16 protein-coding genes are annotated in these 19229 nt (G+C 48.3%); 8 read left to right on the forward strand and 8 right to left on the reverse strand.

Annotated elements, in window-relative coordinates:
- Positions 1 to 75 precede the first annotated feature (75 nt).
- Positions 76 to 777, forward strand: a complete 702-nt coding sequence (gene rpiA, locus AWQ23_RS06520; protein WP_062433628.1) for a ribose-5-phosphate isomerase RpiA — start codon at positions 76 to 78, stop codon at positions 775 to 777.
- A 58-nt stretch (positions 778 to 835) separates the two neighbouring features.
- On the opposite strand, the gene ruvA is transcribed toward rpiA, so the two are convergent.
- Entirely contained in the window at positions 836 to 1465 is a 630-nt protein-coding gene (gene ruvA / locus AWQ23_RS06525) for a Holliday junction branch migration protein RuvA (RefSeq protein ID WP_062433631.1), read from the reverse strand.
- A 145-nt stretch (positions 1466 to 1610) separates the two neighbouring features.
- Between ruvA and dnaB the strand changes: the two genes are divergently transcribed.
- The 3 genes from dnaB (at position 1611) to AWQ23_RS06535 (ending at position 3799) form a co-directional block, all read left to right on the forward strand.
- Positions 1611 to 2987, forward strand: coding sequence for a replicative DNA helicase (gene dnaB, locus AWQ23_RS06530; protein ID WP_030006491.1), 1377 nt, complete (start codon positions 1611 to 1613; stop codon positions 2985 to 2987).
- A gap of 150 nt (positions 2988 to 3137) precedes the next feature.
- Positions 3138 to 3281, forward strand: coding sequence for a hypothetical protein (locus tag AWQ23_RS16310; RefSeq protein WP_217833043.1), 144 nt, complete (start codon positions 3138 to 3140; stop codon positions 3279 to 3281).
- Positions 3282 to 3376: 95 nt separating this feature from the next.
- Complete coding sequence (locus AWQ23_RS06535; protein ID WP_062433633.1) at positions 3377 to 3799, forward strand: hypothetical protein; 423 nt, start codon at positions 3377 to 3379, stop codon at positions 3797 to 3799.
- 162 nt (positions 3800 to 3961) lie between these two features.
- On the opposite strand, the gene AWQ23_RS06540 is transcribed toward AWQ23_RS06535, so the two are convergent.
- The 4 genes from AWQ23_RS06540 to AWQ23_RS06555 form a co-directional block, all read right to left on the reverse strand.
- Positions 3962 to 5788 carry a ribonuclease J gene (locus AWQ23_RS06540; RefSeq protein WP_232308979.1) on the reverse strand — a complete coding sequence of 609 codons (1827 nt, stop codon included), beginning with the start codon at positions 5786 to 5788 and terminating at the stop codon, positions 3962 to 3964.
- A gap of 185 nt (positions 5789 to 5973) precedes the next feature.
- Complete coding sequence (dapA, locus tag AWQ23_RS06545) at positions 5974 to 6864, reverse strand: 4-hydroxy-tetrahydrodipicolinate synthase (protein ID WP_030006494.1); 891 nt, start codon at positions 6862 to 6864, stop codon at positions 5974 to 5976.
- Positions 6865 to 6900: 36 nt separating this feature from the next.
- Positions 6901 to 7944 carry an aspartate-semialdehyde dehydrogenase gene (locus AWQ23_RS06550; RefSeq protein ID WP_062433636.1) on the reverse strand — a complete coding sequence of 348 codons (1044 nt, stop codon included), beginning with the start codon at positions 7942 to 7944 and terminating at the stop codon, positions 6901 to 6903.
- A 390-nt stretch (positions 7945 to 8334) separates the two neighbouring features.
- Positions 8335 to 9435 carry an IS4-like element ISSysp2 family transposase gene (locus tag AWQ23_RS06555; RefSeq protein WP_062432013.1) on the reverse strand — a complete coding sequence of 367 codons (1101 nt, stop codon included), beginning with the start codon at positions 9433 to 9435 and terminating at the stop codon, positions 8335 to 8337.
- Between the two features lie 109 nt (positions 9436 to 9544).
- Here AWQ23_RS06555 and tig point away from each other — a divergent pair, with 109 nt between their 5' ends.
- Complete coding sequence (tig, locus tag AWQ23_RS06560; RefSeq protein WP_062433638.1) at positions 9545 to 10909, forward strand: trigger factor; 1365 nt, start codon at positions 9545 to 9547, stop codon at positions 10907 to 10909.
- Between the two features lie 99 nt (positions 10910 to 11008).
- Here the strand turns inward: tig and map are convergent, their stop codons facing one another.
- Positions 11009 to 11779 carry a type I methionyl aminopeptidase gene (gene map / locus AWQ23_RS06565; protein WP_030006497.1) on the reverse strand — a complete coding sequence of 257 codons (771 nt, stop codon included), beginning with the start codon at positions 11777 to 11779 and terminating at the stop codon, positions 11009 to 11011.
- Between the two features lie 327 nt (positions 11780 to 12106).
- On the opposite strand from map, the gene ilvC reads away from it, so the two are divergent.
- Positions 12107 to 13102 (forward strand): ketol-acid reductoisomerase, encoded by a 996-nt coding sequence (ilvC, locus tag AWQ23_RS06570; RefSeq protein ID WP_012306898.1) that lies wholly within the window; start codon positions 12107 to 12109, stop codon positions 13100 to 13102.
- A gap of 84 nt (positions 13103 to 13186) precedes the next feature.
- On the opposite strand, the gene AWQ23_RS06575 is transcribed toward ilvC, so the two are convergent.
- Positions 13187 to 14011: a class I SAM-dependent methyltransferase gene (locus AWQ23_RS06575; RefSeq protein ID WP_062433642.1), complete on the reverse strand. Its 825-nt coding sequence runs from the start codon at positions 14009 to 14011 to the stop codon at positions 13187 to 13189.
- A gap of 188 nt (positions 14012 to 14199) precedes the next feature.
- Between AWQ23_RS06575 and polA the strand changes: the two genes are divergently transcribed.
- A complete protein-coding gene (gene polA, locus AWQ23_RS06585; protein ID WP_062433647.1) occupies positions 14200 to 17121 on the forward strand; it encodes a DNA polymerase I in 2922 nt (973 codons plus the stop codon).
- Positions 17122 to 17123: 2 nt separating this feature from the next.
- Complete coding sequence (gene bioF / locus AWQ23_RS06590) at positions 17124 to 18311, forward strand: 8-amino-7-oxononanoate synthase (RefSeq protein ID WP_062433650.1); 1188 nt, start codon at positions 17124 to 17126, stop codon at positions 18309 to 18311.
- On the opposite strand, the gene AWQ23_RS06595 is transcribed toward bioF, so the two are convergent.
- Positions 18308 to 19147, reverse strand: a complete 840-nt coding sequence (locus AWQ23_RS06595) for a hypothetical protein (RefSeq protein ID WP_030006501.1) — start codon at positions 19145 to 19147, stop codon at positions 18308 to 18310. The genes bioF and AWQ23_RS06595 overlap by 4 nt on opposite strands.
- Between the last annotated feature and the right edge of the window lie 82 nt (positions 19148 to 19229).

A 19229-nucleotide genomic window follows, 5' to 3' on the forward strand; every position in this document is an offset into this window, starting at 1 on the left:
GATTTGTTTTGTTTACGCCAAAAAATTTTTCAGCATTAATTTTTTTATTCAATTTTTTTCTCGGAGGGATACACAATGGATGCCGTCACGGTCATGAAACAGGAAGTGGGCAAAGCCGCCGCCGCCCTAGTCCAGTCCAACTCAGTGGTTGGTTTAGGCACTGGGTCAACCACCGCCTATGCAATTCAATACATTGGTGAGCGTTTAGCCGCAGGTGAACTGGAGAATATTGTCGGGATTCCCACCTCCTTCCAGGCAGAAGTTCTCGCAAAACAGTACAACATTCCCCTAAGCAGTTTGGATGCCGTCGATCACATTGATGTGGCCATTGATGGGGCCGATGAGGTCGATCCCCAGAAAAATTTAATTAAAGGGGGCGGTGCGGCCCACACCCGGGAAAAAGTTGTGGATGCCCTCGCCAACAAGTTTATCGTCGTGGTAGATAGCGGCAAGCTGGTTGATCGCTTGGGTTCAACCTTTTTATTACCCGTGGAAGTTATTCCCATGGCCATTACGCCAGTGATGCGTCAACTAGAAGCATTAGGTGGTAAGCCGGAACTCCGAATGGGAGTCAAAAAAGCTGGCCCTGTAGTCACCGATGAAGGAAATTTAGTCGTGGATCTTAAATTTACAGGGATTGACGACCCAGCAACCCTAGAGCAAAAGATTAATAATATCCCTGGCGTCCTGGAAAACGGTCTGTTTGTTGGGGTGGCTGATGTGATTTTGGTCGGTGAAATTATTGACGGACAACCCCGCGTCCGGGAAATTCAATAGCGTTTTTTTGTTGAACAGGTGAGCCTAGGCCTCCTCATTGTAGGGGGTTTTTGTCTTGTTATGTCTGGCTCAAGAGAGTGATGGCCCGCCGGATCCATTCGTCGGCATTGTCATTTTGCAACAGAATCGAGTCTTGACTGAGGGTGGCGATCGCCCCACGGATTTCGGTTTCTTGGTATCCCAAGGCCAACAAGGTTAATTCCAAATCTTCGTGGACGGCAGCATTGGGTTGAGCGGCTGTGTCGGGAAGCGAAAATTGATCTCGCCATTGGCTGAGTTTGCTGCGCAGTTCGAGGGCAAGCCGTTCGGCGGTTTTTTTGCCAATACCCGGCGCTTTGGCTAGCTGACGATGATCGGCGGTGACAATGGCCTGTACCAATTCCGGCAAGGTTAGGGTATCGAGGAGGGCGATCGCCCCTTGGGCACCAATGCCACTGACACTGATGAGCTGACGGAACAAATCCCGCGCGGCACCGCTGGCAAAGCCGTAGAGATAGGTGCCGTCCTCCCGTTGCTGACTGTGGACAAAAATGTGTTGGGGTTGGCCGATCACTGCTTCCAACTCCTGGGCGAGGCGTCCTGGCACTTGGATCTCGTAGCCAATGTCCCTCACTTCGAGAATTAGAAAAAAACGCCCCTGCAAATTCCGGTGGATGGCGATCGCCTCTCCCTTAAGATAACTAAACATGAAATCCCCTCTGCCTAATGCCTGCGATCTTCCCATTGCCTCTGACATTCCAGCAAGTCCCAGTGGCGATCGCTATTTTCATTTTCAATCAGTACGTTTAGACTATTAAGAAAGCGTTTCCTTACGCCCCACTTCCTCCCCAACCATGGCCGATTCAACTCCCGCTTTTCCCGGTAACGCCCTTCCGCCCCAAAATATCGAAGCCGAAGAATTTATTCTGGGGGGGATTTTAATGGACCCAGAAGCCATGGGCCGGGTGGTGGATGTTCTGGTGATTAATGCTTTTTATGTCCAGGCCCACCGGGATATTTATCAAGGTTTGTTGGTGCTCCATAATCAGGGCAAACCGACGGATTTATTGGCCCTGAGTACCTGGCTCCAGGACAACGAACGTCTCGAAAAAGTCGGCGGTATTCCCAAGCTTTCCCAATTGGTGGATCGCACCGTCTCCGCTGTGAATATTGACCACTATGCGGAACTGGTCATGGATAAATACGTGCGGCGACAACTCATTGCCGGGGGCCATGAAATTATTGATCTGGGCTATGACACCGTTAAAACTCTACCCGATGTCCTCGATGAATCTGAGCAAAAAATCTTTCGGCTCACCCAGACCCGTCCCCAGGATGGCCTAACCGCCATTGCCGAAACCATTGCCGAAGCCTTTAGCAATATCGAAGAACGCCAGGCCAAGCAGCAGGAAAAAGAGATGCTGTCGGGGCTTTCGAGTGGGTTTTATGATCTCGATGCGATGACCAATGGCTTCCAACGCTCTGATCTGGTAATTATTGCCGGACGTCCCGCCATGGGGAAAACCAGTTTTTCGCTAAATGTGGCCACTAATATCGCTAAAAAGGAACGGCTTCCCGTGGCCATTTTTAGTTTAGAAATGTCGAAGGAGCAATTGGTGCAGCGCCTCTTGGCTGGGGAGGCTCAGATTGAAAGTAATCGTCTCCGGGCCGGACGCCTCGATGAGGTTGATATGCGTCCTCTCCTCAAAGCGGTGGAATTTTTGTCGGATGTGCCTTTATTTATCGATGATACGGCGAATATCACGGTAGGTCAGATGCGATCGCAGGCCCGGAAACTTCAGGCAGAACAGGGGGGAAAGTTAGGGTTAATCCTCATTGACTATCTGCAACTCATGGAAGGCGGTGGAGACAATCGTGTCCAAGAACTCTCAAAAATTACGCGATCGCTCAAAGGGCTCGCCCGGGAATTAGATGTGCCCATTTTTGCCCTATCCCAGTTAAGTCGAGGCGTTGAGGCCCGCAACAGCAAACGTCCCATGATGTCTGACCTGCGCGAATCAGGTTCCATCGAGCAGGATGCCGACCTGGTTTTAATGCTCTACCGCGACAGTTATTACAACCCAGATACCCCGGAGCGAGATATTGCCGAAGTGATTATTGCGAAACACCGTAATGGCCCCACCGGGACGGTTAAGCTGATTTTCCAGCCGGAGCTAACAAAGTTTTTAAATCTGGCCCAGAGTCCCAGCCCCTATGCAGAAACCTATTAGAATTCAACAAAATCTGCGTGGCTATAATTTGTTTTATTTATCAATAGCGGCCATATTTGCCTGAATTTTGGGGATCAGAGCTTCTTTTTGAAGAGATTCTAATTTTTTAAAACGCAAATGCTAAGATGCTGCTAGCATCAAGGCCAAAGCTTGATCAAAATTCTCCAAAAAATTGTGGTGAATTTCGGTCTTGAAATTTTTTACATCTTAATGATTTGGGCGATCGCCTCGATCCATTTTCAGCGCATCTACTGTCATTTAAACATCGGCAAAATTATCGATCATTTTTTCTAAAAAGGCTTGTTATAAGCATTATCAATCAAAGAAAAATGCTTCGATAACTTCAGGTTACGCGATTTCTTGTTTTTTTAGTGTTGGATCCTGTGTTCATGTACGGCTTCTCCCCTCCACAATCACCCCGGCAACAGACCCCTATTTCTCTCCAGAAACGTCGCCATAAGCAAGATCAAAAAAACGCTGGCCCATCAACAGCAGCAAATAAGCAGCATCGGTTCGCTTGCTGGGAATTGGCGGCGCAGATTTCTGTAAATTGTCTCCTCGGTGGGGTGGCGATCGCCTCCATTGCTCAATTGTTACCGGCCCAACTATCCCAACAGCAGCAGTTATCTGTTCTCAAGGGCGAAGTCACCGAAGCAGAACAACGGGTCGCCAAACTACGCCAAGAATTTAACCGTCACTTCGATGCCTACGGGAGCCATCGACTAATGCAGGAGTACACCATAAAAGTCGATCCCAAACAACAGCGCATTATCTGGGTAGATCCGGCCCAGGCTCAAAATAGCGAAAATTAATTTTTCTAAGAGCTTGGCTATCAGCTAAGCATTTTCTCGAATTTTTTTAATGCTCTAAATCCGTAAACAAAAAAGGGAGTCATTATGGCTCCCTTTCGTGTATTTCTCTGAATTTAAATGCTTACAAGAGACTTAGAGCAAATCCCAAATCCTTTTCCTTCATTAGGAAGCAAGGGATGCTGTGGGACGACGACGACGGCGCTGGGTTCTAACGGCAGTCTGTTCGCTGACCTGCATCAAAAAGACCACCAGGGGTTCCCCTTGTAATTCTCGACGGGCAAGGCGTTGCAGGGATGCTTCGATTTCTAGGCGAATATCAGTCCAGTCAATGTCTTCGTTGCTGCGCTTGCCATGTTCTTTATATTCTGCGAGGCGATCCTCCAACACATTTTCGACATTCCGTTGGATTAACTGGTGGAGCAACTTATTGTTCGCTGCGGTAACCACACCCCGGAGATGAATTTCTGGCGGTGCAATTAGATTACCATCCTGGGCGATCGCCACGGCCACCGTAATCACCCCTTCCTCGGCCAACTGTTGGCGTTCCTGGAGTACCGAATCATGGACAATACCAGAACGGTCTACTAATTCAATTCCCGAAGGCACTTTCCCGGTAACACCAATGGAATTTTCTGTGAGTTCCACAATGTCACCGTTATCGATAATCACAATATTTTCTTCCGGTACCCCCATCGATTGGGCCGTTTGGGCGTGCTTCACCAACATCCGGTGTTCCCCGTGGAACGGAATAAAGAACTTCGGCTTCGTCAAGGCCAACATCAACTTGTGATCGTCTTGGGCGCCGTGACCAGAAACGTGAATGCCTTCCCCTTTACCATAGATAACTTTCGCGCCGCGCATCATCAAACGATCAATGGTATTGACCACGGCGATCGTATTCCCAGGGATCGGATTGGCCGAAAAGACCACCGTATCCCCTTCCTTAATTTTGATGTGACGGTGGGCATCGTGGGAGATCCGGGTCATGGCCGATAGGGTTTCACCTTGGGAGCCCGTTGTCAGGATCAAAACATCCTCATCCTTCATACTTTTGAGTTGTCGCAGGGGAATAAACAGCTCATCCAAACATTTCATGTAGCCTAAATTGCGGGCATGGGAAATGACGTTTAGCATAGAGCGGCCCACTACAGCCACCTTGCGATTGTGCTTTTGTGCCAGTTCTAAAATAATGCTGACTCGGTGAACAGAAGACGCAAAGGTCGTGACGAAGAGTCTTCCCTGGGCTTGACCAAAGATACGGTCTAAATTCGGTTTTACAGAAGCTTCTGAAGGGGTGCGACCGGGAACTTCGGCGTTCGTCGAATCACTTAAAAGACAGAGAACACCTTTTTCGCCGTGTTCAGCGAGGCGTTGGAAATCGAACTGTTCACCGTCAACAGGGGTAAAGTCTACTTTGAAGTCCCCTGTGTGAATGATTACCCCAATGGGCGTGTGGATCGCCACGGTAAAGCTATCGGCAATGGAGTGAGTATTGCGAATGTATTCTACGAGGAAATTTTTACCAATGCGCACCATGTCCCGTGGCATAACACTGTGGAGTTTGGTGCGATCACTTACACCCGCTTCATCTAATTTGTCGGACAGCAGAGACATAGCTAGGCGGGGGCCATAGATTACTGGAATATCAAACTGCTTGAGGTGATGGGAAATGCCACCGATGTGATCTTCGTGACCGTGGGTGACAATCATCCCCTTAATTTTGTGGCGATTTTCCCGGAGATAGGTTGTGTCTGGCAGAACAATGTTGACCCCATGCATTCCATCCGTCGGAAAGGCTAGCCCCGCATCGAGCAGCACGATTTCATCGTCATACTCAAAAACACAGGTGTTTTTACCAATTTCATGGAGACCACCCAAGGGAATAATTTTAATACTGTCCTGGGAGTTGAGATTTTCTGGCTTGGTCGTTTGTTTTTGGCTGGTGCGGGTTCTTCTACGGGTTGTGGGTTGGGGTTTGCTCTTGTTCATAAAACTCCTTAGATTTGCGTGTGGTTAAAACTAGAGAAAAGATTGAAATAGAAAACTTTTTAAAGCAGGTCTCTGAAGACCAACGGCTAGGCACAACCAGCGATCAATCGGGTGCTGGTAATTGGCGCAATACTGTTCAGTTGTCAAAAGCCATGGCAGTAGGCTGTTCATCCCAATGCTTTGTTTTAGAGGAGGGACAGATCCTTCAACACCTGGGTGAGTTGTTTCGTGCGATCGGGGCTGAGGGGACAGAGGGGCGGACGAAAGCTCCCTAAACGCCATCCCTGAAGAATGAGTGCGGTTTTAACGGGGAGGGGGTTGGTATCACAAAATAGGACTCGGAATAGGGGAAAAAGCTTCAGGTGGAGGGCGATCGCCTCTTGGGTACGGCCAGCAAGAAAGGCTTGGATCATCGCCTGCATCTGCGGCCCGACAAGGTGACTGGCCACGCTCACAACGCCCTGGGCTCCTACACTCATCAAAGGTAGAGTTAGACTATCATCCCCTGAGTAAATTTCAAAGGTAGAATCTACACCACAACGAATTTGGGCGGCCTGGTCGAGGTTACCGCTGGCTTCTTTGATGGCCACGATGTTGTCCACGGTGGCGAGGCGAATCACGGTTTCGGGCAACAGATTACAACTGGTGCGCCCCGGCACGTTGTAAAGCATCAATGGGATATCAGGGCAGGCCTCGGCGATCGCCTTGAAATGCTGATAAAGTCCTTCCTGGGGGGGCTTATTGTAATAAGGAACAACTTGCAGCGAACCGTCCAAGTTCAGTTTAGCGGCTTTTTGGGTGGCGGCGATCGCCTCACTGGTGGAATTAGAACCCGTACCCGCGATTACCTTAGCCCGTCCAGTGGCAGCATTTTGCACAGCCCGGAATAGCTCATACTCCTCATCCCAAGTCAGGGTGGGCGATTCTCCGGTGGTGCCGCAGACAACAAGGGCGTCACTCCCCTGGTCAATGAGATGGGCCGCTAATTTTTCCGCCATCGCGTAATCCACCTGCCCCTCTTCCGTAAAGGGGGTCACCATTGCGGTGATCACTCGACCAAATCTTGTACTTGTCATAAACGAATCGACACAACACACATAAATCTTACTGGACTAGACCGCCGTTGCGATCGCCGCTGGTTGGAGCCAATCTTTTTCCCAAAGCAGTTCCGCAATCTGGACGGCATTAAGGGCTGCTCCTTTCCGAATCTGATCGCCACAGAGCCACAATTCCAGGCCATTGTCTTGGGAAATATCCCGGCGAATACGACCCACCAGCACCGGATCTTTCCCCGTTGCATCCATGGGCATCGGGAAATAATTGTTTTCCCAATCCTCTACTACGGTAACACCAGGGGCCGTGGTGAGGATGTCTTTGGCTTGGGCTGGCTCGAAGGGCTGCGCAAACTCTAGGTTAACCGCTTCAGAATGGGCCCGCAGCACCGGCACCCGGACACAGGTAGCACTAATCCGCAGGTCAGGCGTCCCAAAGATCTTCCGGGTTTCGTTCACCATTTTCATCTCCTCTTGGCAATAGCCCGCGTCATCGATGGGGGTATTGTGGGGAAAAAGATTAAAGGCGAGGGGATAGGGGAAAGATTCTGTGGGGGGTTCTTCGCCCGCCAAGATCGCCTGGGTCTGCTGTTTGACTTCTTCCATGGCCCTAGCCCCGGCACCACTGGCAGATTGATAGGTAGAAACCACAATCCGCTGGATGGGTTGCACTTGATGGAGAGGATAAATTGCCACCCCCATGAGAATGGTTGTGCAGTTGGGGTTCGCGATGATGCCCTGGTGTTGTTGGGCTGCCGCTGGGTTAATTTCTGGCACCACGAGGGGCACATCAGGATCCATGCGGAAGGCGCTGGAGTTGTCGATCATCACGGCACCGGCTTCGACGATCGCCTTGGCCCATTTTTTTGAGGTGCTTCCCCCGGCGGACGCGAGGACAATATCGATCCCTTCAAAGGCTTCTGGGCTGACTGCTTCGACGGTAATGGGCTTGCCTTTAAAAGTCAGGGTTTTCCCGGCAGAACGGGGCGAGGCCAAAAGTTTTAAGTTGTTTAGGGGAAAATCCCGTTCTTCTAGCAACTGTAGGAGTTCTGCGCCAACGGCTCCGGTAGCACCAAGAATGGCGACATTGACTAGTTTTGACAAAGAATAAACCTCCTAATGACTTTGGGTTAAGGGTAATGAAATTAAAAAGTAAAAATCTGGTTGGGGCGATCGCCTGGGAGAATTTTTCACTGTGGCGGGGATGGCTTGATCACCCCAGAGGTGAGGGTTTGGCTAGGATAAGCAGGGCAACTTTTGTCGTTTTGTATTGGTGCATCCCTTTCGCAAGACTTTGTATATCGAAGCTCTAATTATACTATTATCAGATAGGTTAACCCCTCGTAAAAACGCAATAGACCGACCCAAACATATTCTGGGTAATCCTGCGTTTGGGTTACTGACCTTAGGATATCATGGAGCGCTCAATTCAGACCCCTAAAGGGGCGATCGCCAACGAACAAAACTATCCTAAGACTCTTAGTTGTAACTTATCTAAGTACAGGACAAAAGTTGTATGGGGTGAAACTCTGACCCAAGTAGAGATTGGGGAGAAGCGGTAAAAAAGCGACGCAATAAGTCAAAGCCATAGCGAAACAAACTCCGAGCTCGACGGCCATGGGCCTTGATGATACGAATCGGCTTTTGGATATGTCGCCATAAACCCGCTTTCATCGCCCAAACAAAGCCAATGGCCAACAGAGCCAGCAGCTTCGACAAACGCACCTTATCGGTAAAATGGGTCGATTCCAAGCAAAAGCCACGGGTCTTAAGAGCTCCAAACAGGGTTTCAATTCCCCAGCGACGACGGTAATCTGCTAAAGCATTTTGAGGGTCATGGGTGGTGATGATAATCAGAAACTCATCCTCATTTTTACTAGCTCTTCGTTTCGAGTCGAGACGAGTGCCCATGACATAGACCTGACGACCCCAGACCCACCGTTTTCCTGGCAGTATTCTTGTTTCGCCAATGGCTAAGGAGCGAAACAGATGTGACCCCGCGATGGCGGGTTGACCTTTGCCTTTACTTATTTTGTCGGTCTGACGTAGGCGCAGACGAAAGGGAATAGGCTTATCGAGCATCAGATACGATAACCAGGGCTTGCCGATAAACTCTCGGTCTCCCGTGAGATAGGCAATCTCGATATTGGGAAATAAGGTTTCAAAGCGTTCGAGCAAATCCATCCGCTCTGTACTATTGCTGTTGCCCCTCTTCTTTTTGAGCATCGTCCACATCAATGGATAGCCGATACCCTCATGGACGACGCACAGCATTAGGATGTTGAAGTCAGTTGTCCCCAATGACCAGTTGGTGCGGTCGATGCTTAAGACCCAAGGTTGCGGGATAGCCGCGATATTCATTACCATCCTGGCGATTTTGTCCATGTTGACGTCAAAGGACTGAAAGAATCGCTGCATGCGTTTGTAATTAGACTCTTCTGCTGCATTGCCTCCCCAGACGGTGGCGAGTTCGGCGAGATTGACGGTTTTAGCCCGGAACAGTGCCACCAGGAAGAGGGCGATAAATGACAGTCTGGCTCCATGCCATCCGAGATGAGGTCGCAATTGGCGGCGAATTTCGCTAATCTGATTCATGAGGGCTTGATTGATTTGTGCTTATTTCCATCAAACCCTCTCCCTCTATCCTTTTCAAGCTTTTTGTCCTGTACTGAGGTAACTTATATATTAGAACCTTTAAACATCGATGAAAGTTATCCAGGAAAAGCTTCCTGCCAGCCAAGTTGGGCTAGAAATCGAAGTCCCCGCTGACGTCACCCAAAAAGTCTATGATGAAACAGTGCGGAAACTTGCCCGTACCGTGAACCTCCCCGGTTTCCGGAAAGGAAAAGTTCCCAAGCAGATTTTGATCCAACGGTTAGGCCCCAATCGCATTAAGGCGTCTGTCCTTGAGGATTTGATCGACGACAGCTTAAAAGCGGCGATCGCCCAAGAAAACATTGAGGCCCTAGGAAATTTCCAACTCAAATCTTCCTTCGATGACCTGATCAGCGCCTACAAACCCGGTGAATCCTTCACTTTCAAGGCCGCCGTGGATGTCCCCGCCACCGTAAGCCTCAACAGCTACAAGGGCCTCAGCTTCAAGGCCGAAAAGAGCGAATATGATCCGGCGGATCTCGATGAATTTCTCACCCAGAAACAACGCGAACTGGCCACCCTTGTCCCCGTCGAAGACCGGGCGGCTCAAATGGGAGATGTGGCGATCGCCGATTACGAAGGTCGCTATGTAAACGACGCTGGCGAAGAAGAAGCAGACATTATCCCCGGCACCCAAGCCGAAGACTTTTCCCTCGACCTCGAAGAAGGCAAATTTATCCCAGGCTTTGTGGATGGTTTTGTCGGCATGAAACCCGAAGAAACCAAGAAATTCACCGTTACCTTCCCCGAAGACTACGGCAACGAAGAAATGGCCGGGAAACAAGTCTCCTTCACCGTCACCCTCAAGGAACTCAAGAGCCGCGAACTACCGGAACTCGATGATGAGTTTGCCAGCGAAGCCACCAACGAAGAATTTGAAACCCTCGCGGCTTGGCAAGAAAGTCTAGAAGCCCAGCTAAAAGAAAACGCTGAAATCAGCACCAAAAACAGCGTGCGTCGTTATCTGCTAGAACAACTCGCTGCCAACAACAGCGCCGAACTGCCAGAAGTGAGCGTCAACGAAGAAATTACCGCAGTCCTCACCCAGCAGATGATGGAATTCAGCCGCATGGGCATCGATGTGAATCGCATCTTTACCAAGGATATGATTCCTAAACTGCGAGAAACGGCTCGCCCAGAAGCAGAACAACGGCTCAGCAACTCCTTGATTCTCACGGAAATTGCCAAGGTCGAGAAGATCGAAATTAATACCGACAAATTTAACGAGCGCCTAGAGGAAGCCAAGGCAGAACTCCAGGAAGGCTTTGATGAAGAGCGTCTCCAGGAAGCCATCAAAGAAGAGTTGACCATTGATGCCACCCTCGATTGGCTCGAAGAACAGTCTGAGATCGAATTTGTCCCTGCCGGCACCCTCGAAGCAGAAGAGGCTGAAGCAGCAAACGAAGAAGAATAGAGCTTTAGACGATTAAACTCTAAAACTAATTGCGAAGAGACCCCATTTGGGGTCTTTTTTGTTGGTATCTCAGGTTGTTAAGCCATCCAATCACACCCTTTATGCCGACAGGGTTAAAATTTCTGGCCCTTCTGGGGTGATCGCAATCGTATGTTCAAACTGGGCCGAGAGCTTACCGTCCTTGGTCACCGCTGTCCAACCATCACCAAGTAATTGGCTCTCATAGGTGCCTTCATTGATCATTGGTTCAATGGTAAAAACCATCCCCGGACGAATTTTGGTGCCCTTACCGCGTTTGCCGTAGTGGGGAACCTGGGGCTCTGTGTGGAAGACATTACTAATGCCATGGCCGACAAAATCACGCACGACTGAATAGCCTTGGGATTCGGCATATTCTTGGATCGCCGCCCCAATATCACCGATGCGACCGTTGGGTTGAGCCGCTTCAATGCCGATGTACAGACATTTTTCCGTTACTTCGACTAATTTTTTGACCCTGGGTGCTGGGGTGCCCACAAAAAAAGTCCGAGACGTATCACCATGGTAGCCGTCGAGAATGGGGGTCACATCGATATTGATGATGTCGCCGTCTTTGAGCACTTTTTTCTTACTGGGAATGCCGTGACAAATTACTTCATTGACACTGGTACAAATAGATTTTGGGTAAGGGTTACTCTTGCCATAACCGAGGGGGGCACTTTTTGCACCGTGTTTTTGGGTCCATTCCTCCGCCGCATCGTTCAATTCGAGGGTCGTCACTCCCGGTTTAACCAGAGGCTCTAGGTAATCAAGGAGTTGCGCCGCTAGCCGTCCCGCATTGCGCATTTTTTCAATTTCTCGTTTTGATAGCAGAACGATGCCTTTACCCATGGGAGTTTATTGCTTGTAAGACCAACAGAATTATCAGAGGTTTATTGTAACAGCCCCAAAAGCCTTCGGCGAATCATTGTTGCGCCTGTCAAGTCCCTAGGGAGGGCGACTGAGATCCTCGGCGATCGCCAAAATTTCGACGCAATGATCAGCAGAGTTTGCCGAAATCAAAGATGTCGGTTGGTTGTTTTTCCTATAAGTTATTAAAAATTTCTGAGGAGCCTGCCCAGCAAAAGTTCAGTTGACAACAATCTCCTATAATACGAAGTCTGCAGTATGCATTAACACATATTCTTAACTTTGTAATTTCCGTCGGAGAATTGTCCTATGGCTCGCATGTATTATGATGCGGACGCAAACTTAGATCTGTTAAACGGCAAAACCGTTGCCATCATCGGCTATGGTTCCCAGGGCCATGCCCATGCCCTCAACCTCAAAGACAGTGGGATTAACGTCGTTATCGGCCTGTATGCCGGAAGTAAGTCCACAGCCAAAGCCGAAGCCGAAGGTCTAAAGGTTTTACCTGTTGCGGAAGCAGCAAAAGTGGCGGACTGGATCATGATTTTGTTACCCGACGATGTCCAAAAATCTGTCTACACCAAAGATATTCTCCCCAACCTCCAAGCGGGCAATGTACTTTCCTTTGCCCATGGCTTCAATATCAACTTCGGCCAAATCGTTCCTCCCGCTGATGTAGACGTTGTAATGGTTGCCCCTAAAGGCCCTGGTCACCTCGTGCGTCGTACCTATGAACAAGGTCAAGGGGTGCCAGCATTATTCGCAGTTTACCAAGACGCCACAGGTCAAGCCCGTGATTTGGCGATGGCCTACGCGAAAGGCATCGGCGGTACTCGCGGTGGCATCCTTGAAACCACGTTCCGAGAAGAAACGGAGACTGATCTATTTGGTGAACAGGCAGTTCTCTGTGGTGGTCTGAGTGCTCTGATTAAAGCTGGTTTTGAAACCCTCGTCGAAGCGGGTTACCAGCCGGAGTTGGCTTACTTTGAGTGTCTCCATGAAGTAAAACTTATTGTTGACCTCGTTGTGGAAGGTGGTCTGGCGAAAATGCGGGATAGCATTTCTACCACCGCTGAGTATGGTGATTATGTCAGTGGGCCACGGGTGATCACCGCTGAGACCAAAGCCGCAATGAAGGAAATTCTGACGGAAATTCAAACGGGTGAGTTTGCACGGAATTTCATCCTCGAAAATCAGTCGGGTCAAGCGCAATTTACGGCGATTCGTCGCCGTGAAGCAGAACATCCCATTGAAGTTGTGGGTAAGGATCTGCGGGCAATGTTTAGCTGGTTGAAGGAAAGCTAATCGAGAAATTAGATTGATTTAATATTTAATAACAATATTAAGTTGAACCGATTAGGTGAGAGTCAGTGATTCTCACCTTTTTTCTTAATTGGGCGGTTTCACTTGGGCAATGTGGGCAGCGCAAATATATTGGGTGGGAATCGTCTGAATTTTTCGAGCTTGAAAGACAGCCTTTAGTTCATCGAAGAGTTGCCTGCGAACTGTGGAATCTAGGGCAATGTAGGGAGAAAGAGTTGTGAGTAATTTGAGGTAATCGTTGGGGGAATAATCTTTTGTTTCAATGATCTGGGTTAGTTCTAAGTTTTGAAAACAATTTGAATCAAGCAAACCTTGGCTGATGTTCTTGAGATTTTGTTCTTGGACAGCGATATTTTCAAAGCTGGCAAAGCTGGGCATATATTTTTCATAGAGAGGCAAGAGATCCTGAAAAATGGTGGGATCCGGTTGGGGCACGGTATTCCAAAGCAGAACTATGTTCCCCTGGGGCTTGAGTAAACTGGCGATCGCCTGGCATCTGGTATCTGGTTGCAGCCAGTGAAAAGAAGTACTGGCAAGAATGGTATCGAATTTTTCTAGGGTCGGTCCCCATTCTTCAAAGGTGGTATTAATAATTTGAATTGGGTAATTTTGGAAGCGTTGGGCGGCAAATTTACAGGCTCGTGGGTTCGGCTCTAAACAGATTAATGAAAAACCCCGTTGGGCAAAATGTTGCGTTGCATTGCCTGGGCCGCTGCCAATTTCTAGAATGACACTTTCCGGCTTGATTTTTCCGCAGATTAAATCAATAATTTCCGGCATATAGGGGGCACGATATTGGTCATAGGCTTGGGTTGCCTCTGCATACCAATGTTGCCGAGCTTCGATGGGTTGAGCATAAATTTTTTGAAAAAAGGCGTCAAAATTTTTCATGTTTGATAAGTTTAAAAGGGCAATATTTTTGAATAATTTAATATCAGTTATTTTCTTGATGATTGAAATCAAGGAAGTAAAAAAGAATCTCCTCTTTAGAATAAAACAAATCCCTGGGGTGATGAAATGGCGGGATTATGGGAAGATCATCATAGTCGATTGCTCCTTGAATTGTTCCGTAAGTATTAATGACAACGCCGCTGCTGCTCCTAATTGATGGTCACTCCCTCGCCTTTCGCTGCTACTACGCCTTTGCCAAGTCTAGACAAGGGGCGCTGCGGACTTCAACGGGAATTCCGACGAGTATTTGCTTTGGCTTTCTCAATGCCCTTGTGCAGGTGATCGAACGCCAAAAACCCGATGCGGTGGCGATCGCCTTTGACCGACCTGAACCCACCTTTCGCCACACCGCCGACGAGAACTACAAGGCCCAACGTAAGCCTGCCCCAGACGATTTCCGGCCCGATTTTGAAAATCTCCTCGACCTGCTCGATAGCTTAAATGTGTCCCGGGTGGCTGCTGTGGGTTATGAAGCCGATGATGTGCTTGCGACCCTCGCCCGACAAGCCAGTGAAGCAGGCCAACAGGTAAAAATTTTGACAGGCGATCGCGATCTTTTTCAGTTGGTAGACCCTGACAAAAAAATCAGCATTCTTTACCTCGATACCAAGGGCGTCAAAAGCGGTAGCTATGAAGAATTCACCCCAGAACTTGTCGAAGCAAAATTAGGTGTAAAACCAGAGCAAGTCGTAGACTTCAAAGCCCTCGCGGGTGATTCCTCCGATAATTACAAAGGTGTCCAGGGCATTGGTGAGAAAACCGCCATTAAGCTCATCCATGAATTTGGCAGTTTAGATAATATTTATGCCAACCTCGATAATATTAAAGGCGCCACTAAAAAACGTTTAGAAACGGATAAAGACGCCGCCTATCATTGTCAAAAGTTAGCAAAAATTGCCCAGGATGCGCCCATTAATATTCTCTTAAATGAGCTTCATTTAACTGGCTTTAATCTAGAGCAAGCAATCGGGATTTTAACGAAATTAGAACTCAAAAAATTTATCCAGGATATTGGTAGAATCCAGCAAATTTTTGGCGCAGAAACCATCGAGATTCCCACCCTAGAATCTGTCCAGTCCAATAACACGACCGTTGACGAAGCAGGTAACGCACAATTATCTATTTTTGCTCCCTCAGATCCCGACCAAAATCAAGCCCAGACGCCCCCAACTGCAACTATCTCGCCGATCCAGCCACTGATTATTGACACCGCAGAGAAGCTCACTGAGTTAATCGATCAACTCAAAACCCAAACTGATGTCAATCACCCCGTGGCCTGGGATACAGAAACTACCGGTTTAGATCCCCGGGAAGTCGATCTCGTGGGTATTGGGTGCTGTTGGGGGAGAGACCCAGGCAATATTGCCTACATTCCCATTGCTCACCATAACGGAAACCAACTAGAAAAAACGCAAATTTTTCAGGCTCTAAAACCGATTTTGGAAACAGAAAAATATCCAAAAGTTTTTCAAAATGCGAAGTTTGACCGCGCTATTTTTGCCCACCAGGGAATCACCCTAGCTGGGGTAGTGTTCGATACGATGTTAGCAAGTTATGTTTTACATCCAGAGATGAAACATAATTTAACGGATTTGAGCCTACGTTATCTGGGAAATATCATTGCTAAAAGCTATAAAGATTTAGGGTTAACCAAAAAACAAACCATTGCAGATCTAGAGATTCCCGTTGCGGCAGAATACTGTGGCTTAGATGTTTATACAACTTATCTAGTCTGCCAAAAATTAAAAGTCGAGCTTAAAGATTACCCCGATTTAGAAAAACTCCTAGAAGAAGTTGAAACGCCCCTAGAACCAGTACTCTGTGCCATGGAGAATACAGGTATTCGCATTGATCAAGACTATCTTCAGCAATTAGCCGAAGAATTGGGGGCTGATTTAACAGACTTAGAAACCAAAGCTTACAACGCAGCAGATGAACGATTTAATCTCAATTCCCCCAAACAATTAGGAGAAATCCTTTTCGAAAAGTTGGGTTTAAACACAAAGAAAACACGCAAAACCAAAACAGGCTATTCAACAAACCACGCTGTCCTCGAAAAATTACAAGGGGATCACCCAATCATTGATTACATTCTTGAATATCGTACCCTTGCAAAATTAAAATCCACCTATATTGATGCTTTGCCGACCCTCGTTAGCCCAAAAACCGATAGAATTCATACAGATTTCAATCAAACTTTAACCAGTACAGGGCGACTTTCTTCATCGAACCCCAATTTGCAAAATATTCCGGTACGCACTGAATTTTCCCAACGGATTCGGCGGGCATTTATCCCTAAAGAAAATTGGGTACTTGTCGCGGCAGATTATTCACAAATTGAACTTAGAATTCTGACCCACTTAAGTCAAGAACCCATTTTATTACAGGCCTACCAAGCCGGAGAAGATGTCCACCGGGTTACGGCGCAAATGATTTTTGATCGGGACTCGTCCCAGGCTGTCACTGCCGCAGAACGACGAATTGGTAAGATTATCAATTTTGGTGTGATCTATGGGATGGGTGCCCAGCGGTTTGCCCGGGAAGCGGGCGTTTCTAAGGAAGAAGGACGGGCTTTTATTGATCGCTACCATGAACGTTATGCTAAGGTTTTTGAGTATTTAGAACTGGTTAAAAAGCAGGCGATCGCCCAGGGTTACGTGAGTACAATTTTGCAGCGACGGCGCAACTTTGACTTTATCAGTAACTGTTTAATTGAACTAAAAGGCAGCGATCCTAAAGCGATTGATTTAGATAGCCTCGATTATGCCTACAACGATGCCCAATTATTACGGGCAGCGGCTAATGCACCGATCCAGGGTTCCAGTGCTGATATTATCAAAGTGGCGATGATCCAAATTCACGAATTATTAAAGGATTATCAGGCTCGTTTGTTACTCCAAGTTCATGATGAATTAGTTTTTGAAATGCCCCCAGAAGAATGGGAAGAATTAGGCCCTAAAATCAAAACCACAATGGAACAAGCGGTACCTTTATCTATTCCTTTAGTGGTTGATATTCACTGTGGTAAAAATTGGCTCGATGCGAAGTAATCATGGCGAATTCTGATCCTATTTATGGCTGGCTAGAGACCGCTTTGGCCACTATCAAAAAAGCAAATTGGTATCGACAACCGAAAACAATCACCAGTCAATCGGGGGCAACGGTGACCTTAAATGGTCAATCGGTGGTTAATTTTGCCAGCAATGACTATCTGGGTTTAGCGGGCGATCGCCGCTTAATTGATGCTGCCATAGCGGCCACCAAGACGCTGGGGACGGGGAGTACAGGCTCTCGGCTCACCAGTGGCCACCGACAACTCCACCGGGATTTGGAGCAGGCGATCGCCAATCTCAAACAAACCGAAGATGCCCTAGTATTTAGCTCCGGTTATCTAGCCAACCTCGGCACCATTAGCGCCATTACCAACAAAAAAGACCTGATTTTAGGGGATCAATACAACCATTCGAGTTTAAAAAATGGGGCAAAATTAAGCGGTGCGACAGTGTTGGAATATGACCACAATGATTTAGACGCATTACGTCAGCTCCTCGAAACCCATCGACAAAACTACCGCCGTTGCCTGATCACCACCGATAGCGTTTTTAGTATGGATGGCGATCTCTGTTTACTGCCCGAATTGTTGGCGATCGCCAAGGAATTTTCCACCATGCTACTCGTAGACGAGGCCCACGGGACTGGGGTTTTGGGCCAAAAAGGTGCCGGAGTTGTGGAACATTTTCATTGTACCCAGCAACCGCTTATTCAAGTGGGCACCCTCAGCAAAGCCCTGGGCAGTCTCGGCGGCTATGTGGCGGGCAGTAAAGCTATGATTGATTTTCTCCGTAACCGCGCCCCGACTTGGATTTACACCACCGGACTCTCCCCAGCGGATACGGCGGCCGCTCTCGCCGCAATTCATATTTTGCAGCATGAACCCCAACGGCGGCAGCAACTCTGGGAAAACATTCGTCAGTTAAAAAGCGCCCTTGGGAACCATGAATTAGTATCTTCTGAATCGGCGGTGCTTTGTTTTGGTCTCGCTAATCCCCAGCAAGCACTAACCATGGGCGATCGCCTTTTGGCCGCAGGTTTCTTTGCCCCTGCCATTCGCCCGCCAACAGTTCCCACCAGCCGCATTCGCGTGTCGGTGATGGCGACCCACAGCCCCCAACAGATCCAAGGATTTATCGAAATATTCCAGCGGTGCTTTGCGGAATTTTCTGGGTCATCGAATCTTTAATTTTCCTCAATTTGGAAAGCCTCTTTTTCCGCCTCTAGGATCTCCGGCGGCACCTGAAAGCGGGGTCTGCCATTTTCATCAATGCGAACAATTACCCCCATCGCCTCTAGCTCGGCGATCGCCCGTCTTTGGGTTTCCACATCCCGCGCCTGCCCCAAAATCGACGACCAAGCCGTTACCCGCGCCATAATACTGCGGGGATCCCGTTCCAAAAAGGCAACACTGGCTTCAGAGCGTTGTTGGGCATTTTGACTTTCGGGGTCATCATAGTAGGCCGCCCAGGCCGCCGCCGTTTTGTAGGATTGAATGGCAGCGGGAATATCACCAAGGAAAAGATGCTCGTCAATGGCTTTCATGCGCCAGAGATAAAAACTTTGATCCGGGACAGTAGGAGTCATCTCGGCCAGGCCACGATTTAACAACTCGACGGTGCGGTCTGGGGTACCAGCGTAGAGGGAACTGCTCCCCGACAGATAGTAATAGCCTTCCTTAAACCAAGGGTCTAAATCAACGATGACCTCAAAATAATCCGCACTGAGGCGATAATTCCCCAATTTTCGCGCCTCATCATCCCCAAAGTATTGTAAAAATCGCAGAAAAATCCAATCAGAAATTAAATTGTCGTAACCGTAGGTGGGCAGTTGTTGCCACAGGTCTAAACTGGCCGCTTCCGTTTGTGCCTGACGCTCGACAATTTCTGGGGTTAAGTCGGTGGCTTGCTTCAAATTATTGAGACGGAATTGTTGCAGGGTAATAATTGCGGCTCCAGAAGCCAATGCTAACGCGCCTAGCCCTAGACTTTTTAGTCCTTTACCCACAAGTGCGATCGCCACCATAATCCGAGAGTGCTAAGGTTTTTGAAAACACTCCAATTTTAGCCTGCTGGGCTACCGATCCTGATGACATTTGCTTGTCGCA

Origin of the sequence: Picosynechococcus sp. PCC 73109 (assembly GCF_001521855.1) — a bacterium.
In the GTDB taxonomy this organism is placed as follows: domain Bacteria; phylum Cyanobacteriota; class Cyanobacteriia; order Cyanobacteriales; family MRBY01; genus MRBY01.

Coding starts and splice junctions, on each gene's coding strand:
- rpiA (WP_062433628.1), top strand. CDS start 76: ATGGATGCCGTCACGGTCATGAAACAGGAAGTGGGCAAAGCCGCCGCC.
- ruvA (WP_062433631.1), bottom strand. CDS start 1,465: ATGTTTAGTTATCTTAAGGGAGAGGCGATCGCCATCCACCGGAATTTG.
- dnaB (WP_030006491.1), top strand. CDS start 1,611: ATGGCCGATTCAACTCCCGCTTTTCCCGGTAACGCCCTTCCGCCCCAA.
- AWQ23_RS06535 (WP_062433633.1), top strand. CDS start 3,377: ATGTACGGCTTCTCCCCTCCACAATCACCCCGGCAACAGACCCCTATT.
- AWQ23_RS06540 (WP_232308979.1), bottom strand. CDS start 5,788: ATGAACAAGAGCAAACCCCAACCCACAACCCGTAGAAGAACCCGCACC.
- dapA (WP_030006494.1), bottom strand. CDS start 6,864: ATGACAAGTACAAGATTTGGTCGAGTGATCACCGCAATGGTGACCCCC.
- AWQ23_RS06555 (WP_062432013.1), bottom strand. CDS start 9,435: ATGAATCAGATTAGCGAAATTCGCCGCCAATTGCGACCTCATCTCGGA.
- tig (WP_062433638.1), top strand. CDS start 9,545: ATGAAAGTTATCCAGGAAAAGCTTCCTGCCAGCCAAGTTGGGCTAGAA.
- map (WP_030006497.1), bottom strand. CDS start 11,779: ATGGGTAAAGGCATCGTTCTGCTATCAAAACGAGAAATTGAAAAAATG.
- ilvC (WP_012306898.1), top strand. CDS start 12,107: ATGGCTCGCATGTATTATGATGCGGACGCAAACTTAGATCTGTTAAAC.
- AWQ23_RS06575 (WP_062433642.1), bottom strand. CDS start 14,011: ATGAAAAATTTTGACGCCTTTTTTCAAAAAATTTATGCTCAACCCATC.
- polA (WP_062433647.1), top strand. CDS start 14,200: ATGACAACGCCGCTGCTGCTCCTAATTGATGGTCACTCCCTCGCCTTT.
- bioF (WP_062433650.1), top strand. CDS start 17,124: ATGGCGAATTCTGATCCTATTTATGGCTGGCTAGAGACCGCTTTGGCC.
- AWQ23_RS06595 (WP_030006501.1), bottom strand. CDS start 19,147: ATGGTGGCGATCGCACTTGTGGGTAAAGGACTAAAAAGTCTAGGGCTA.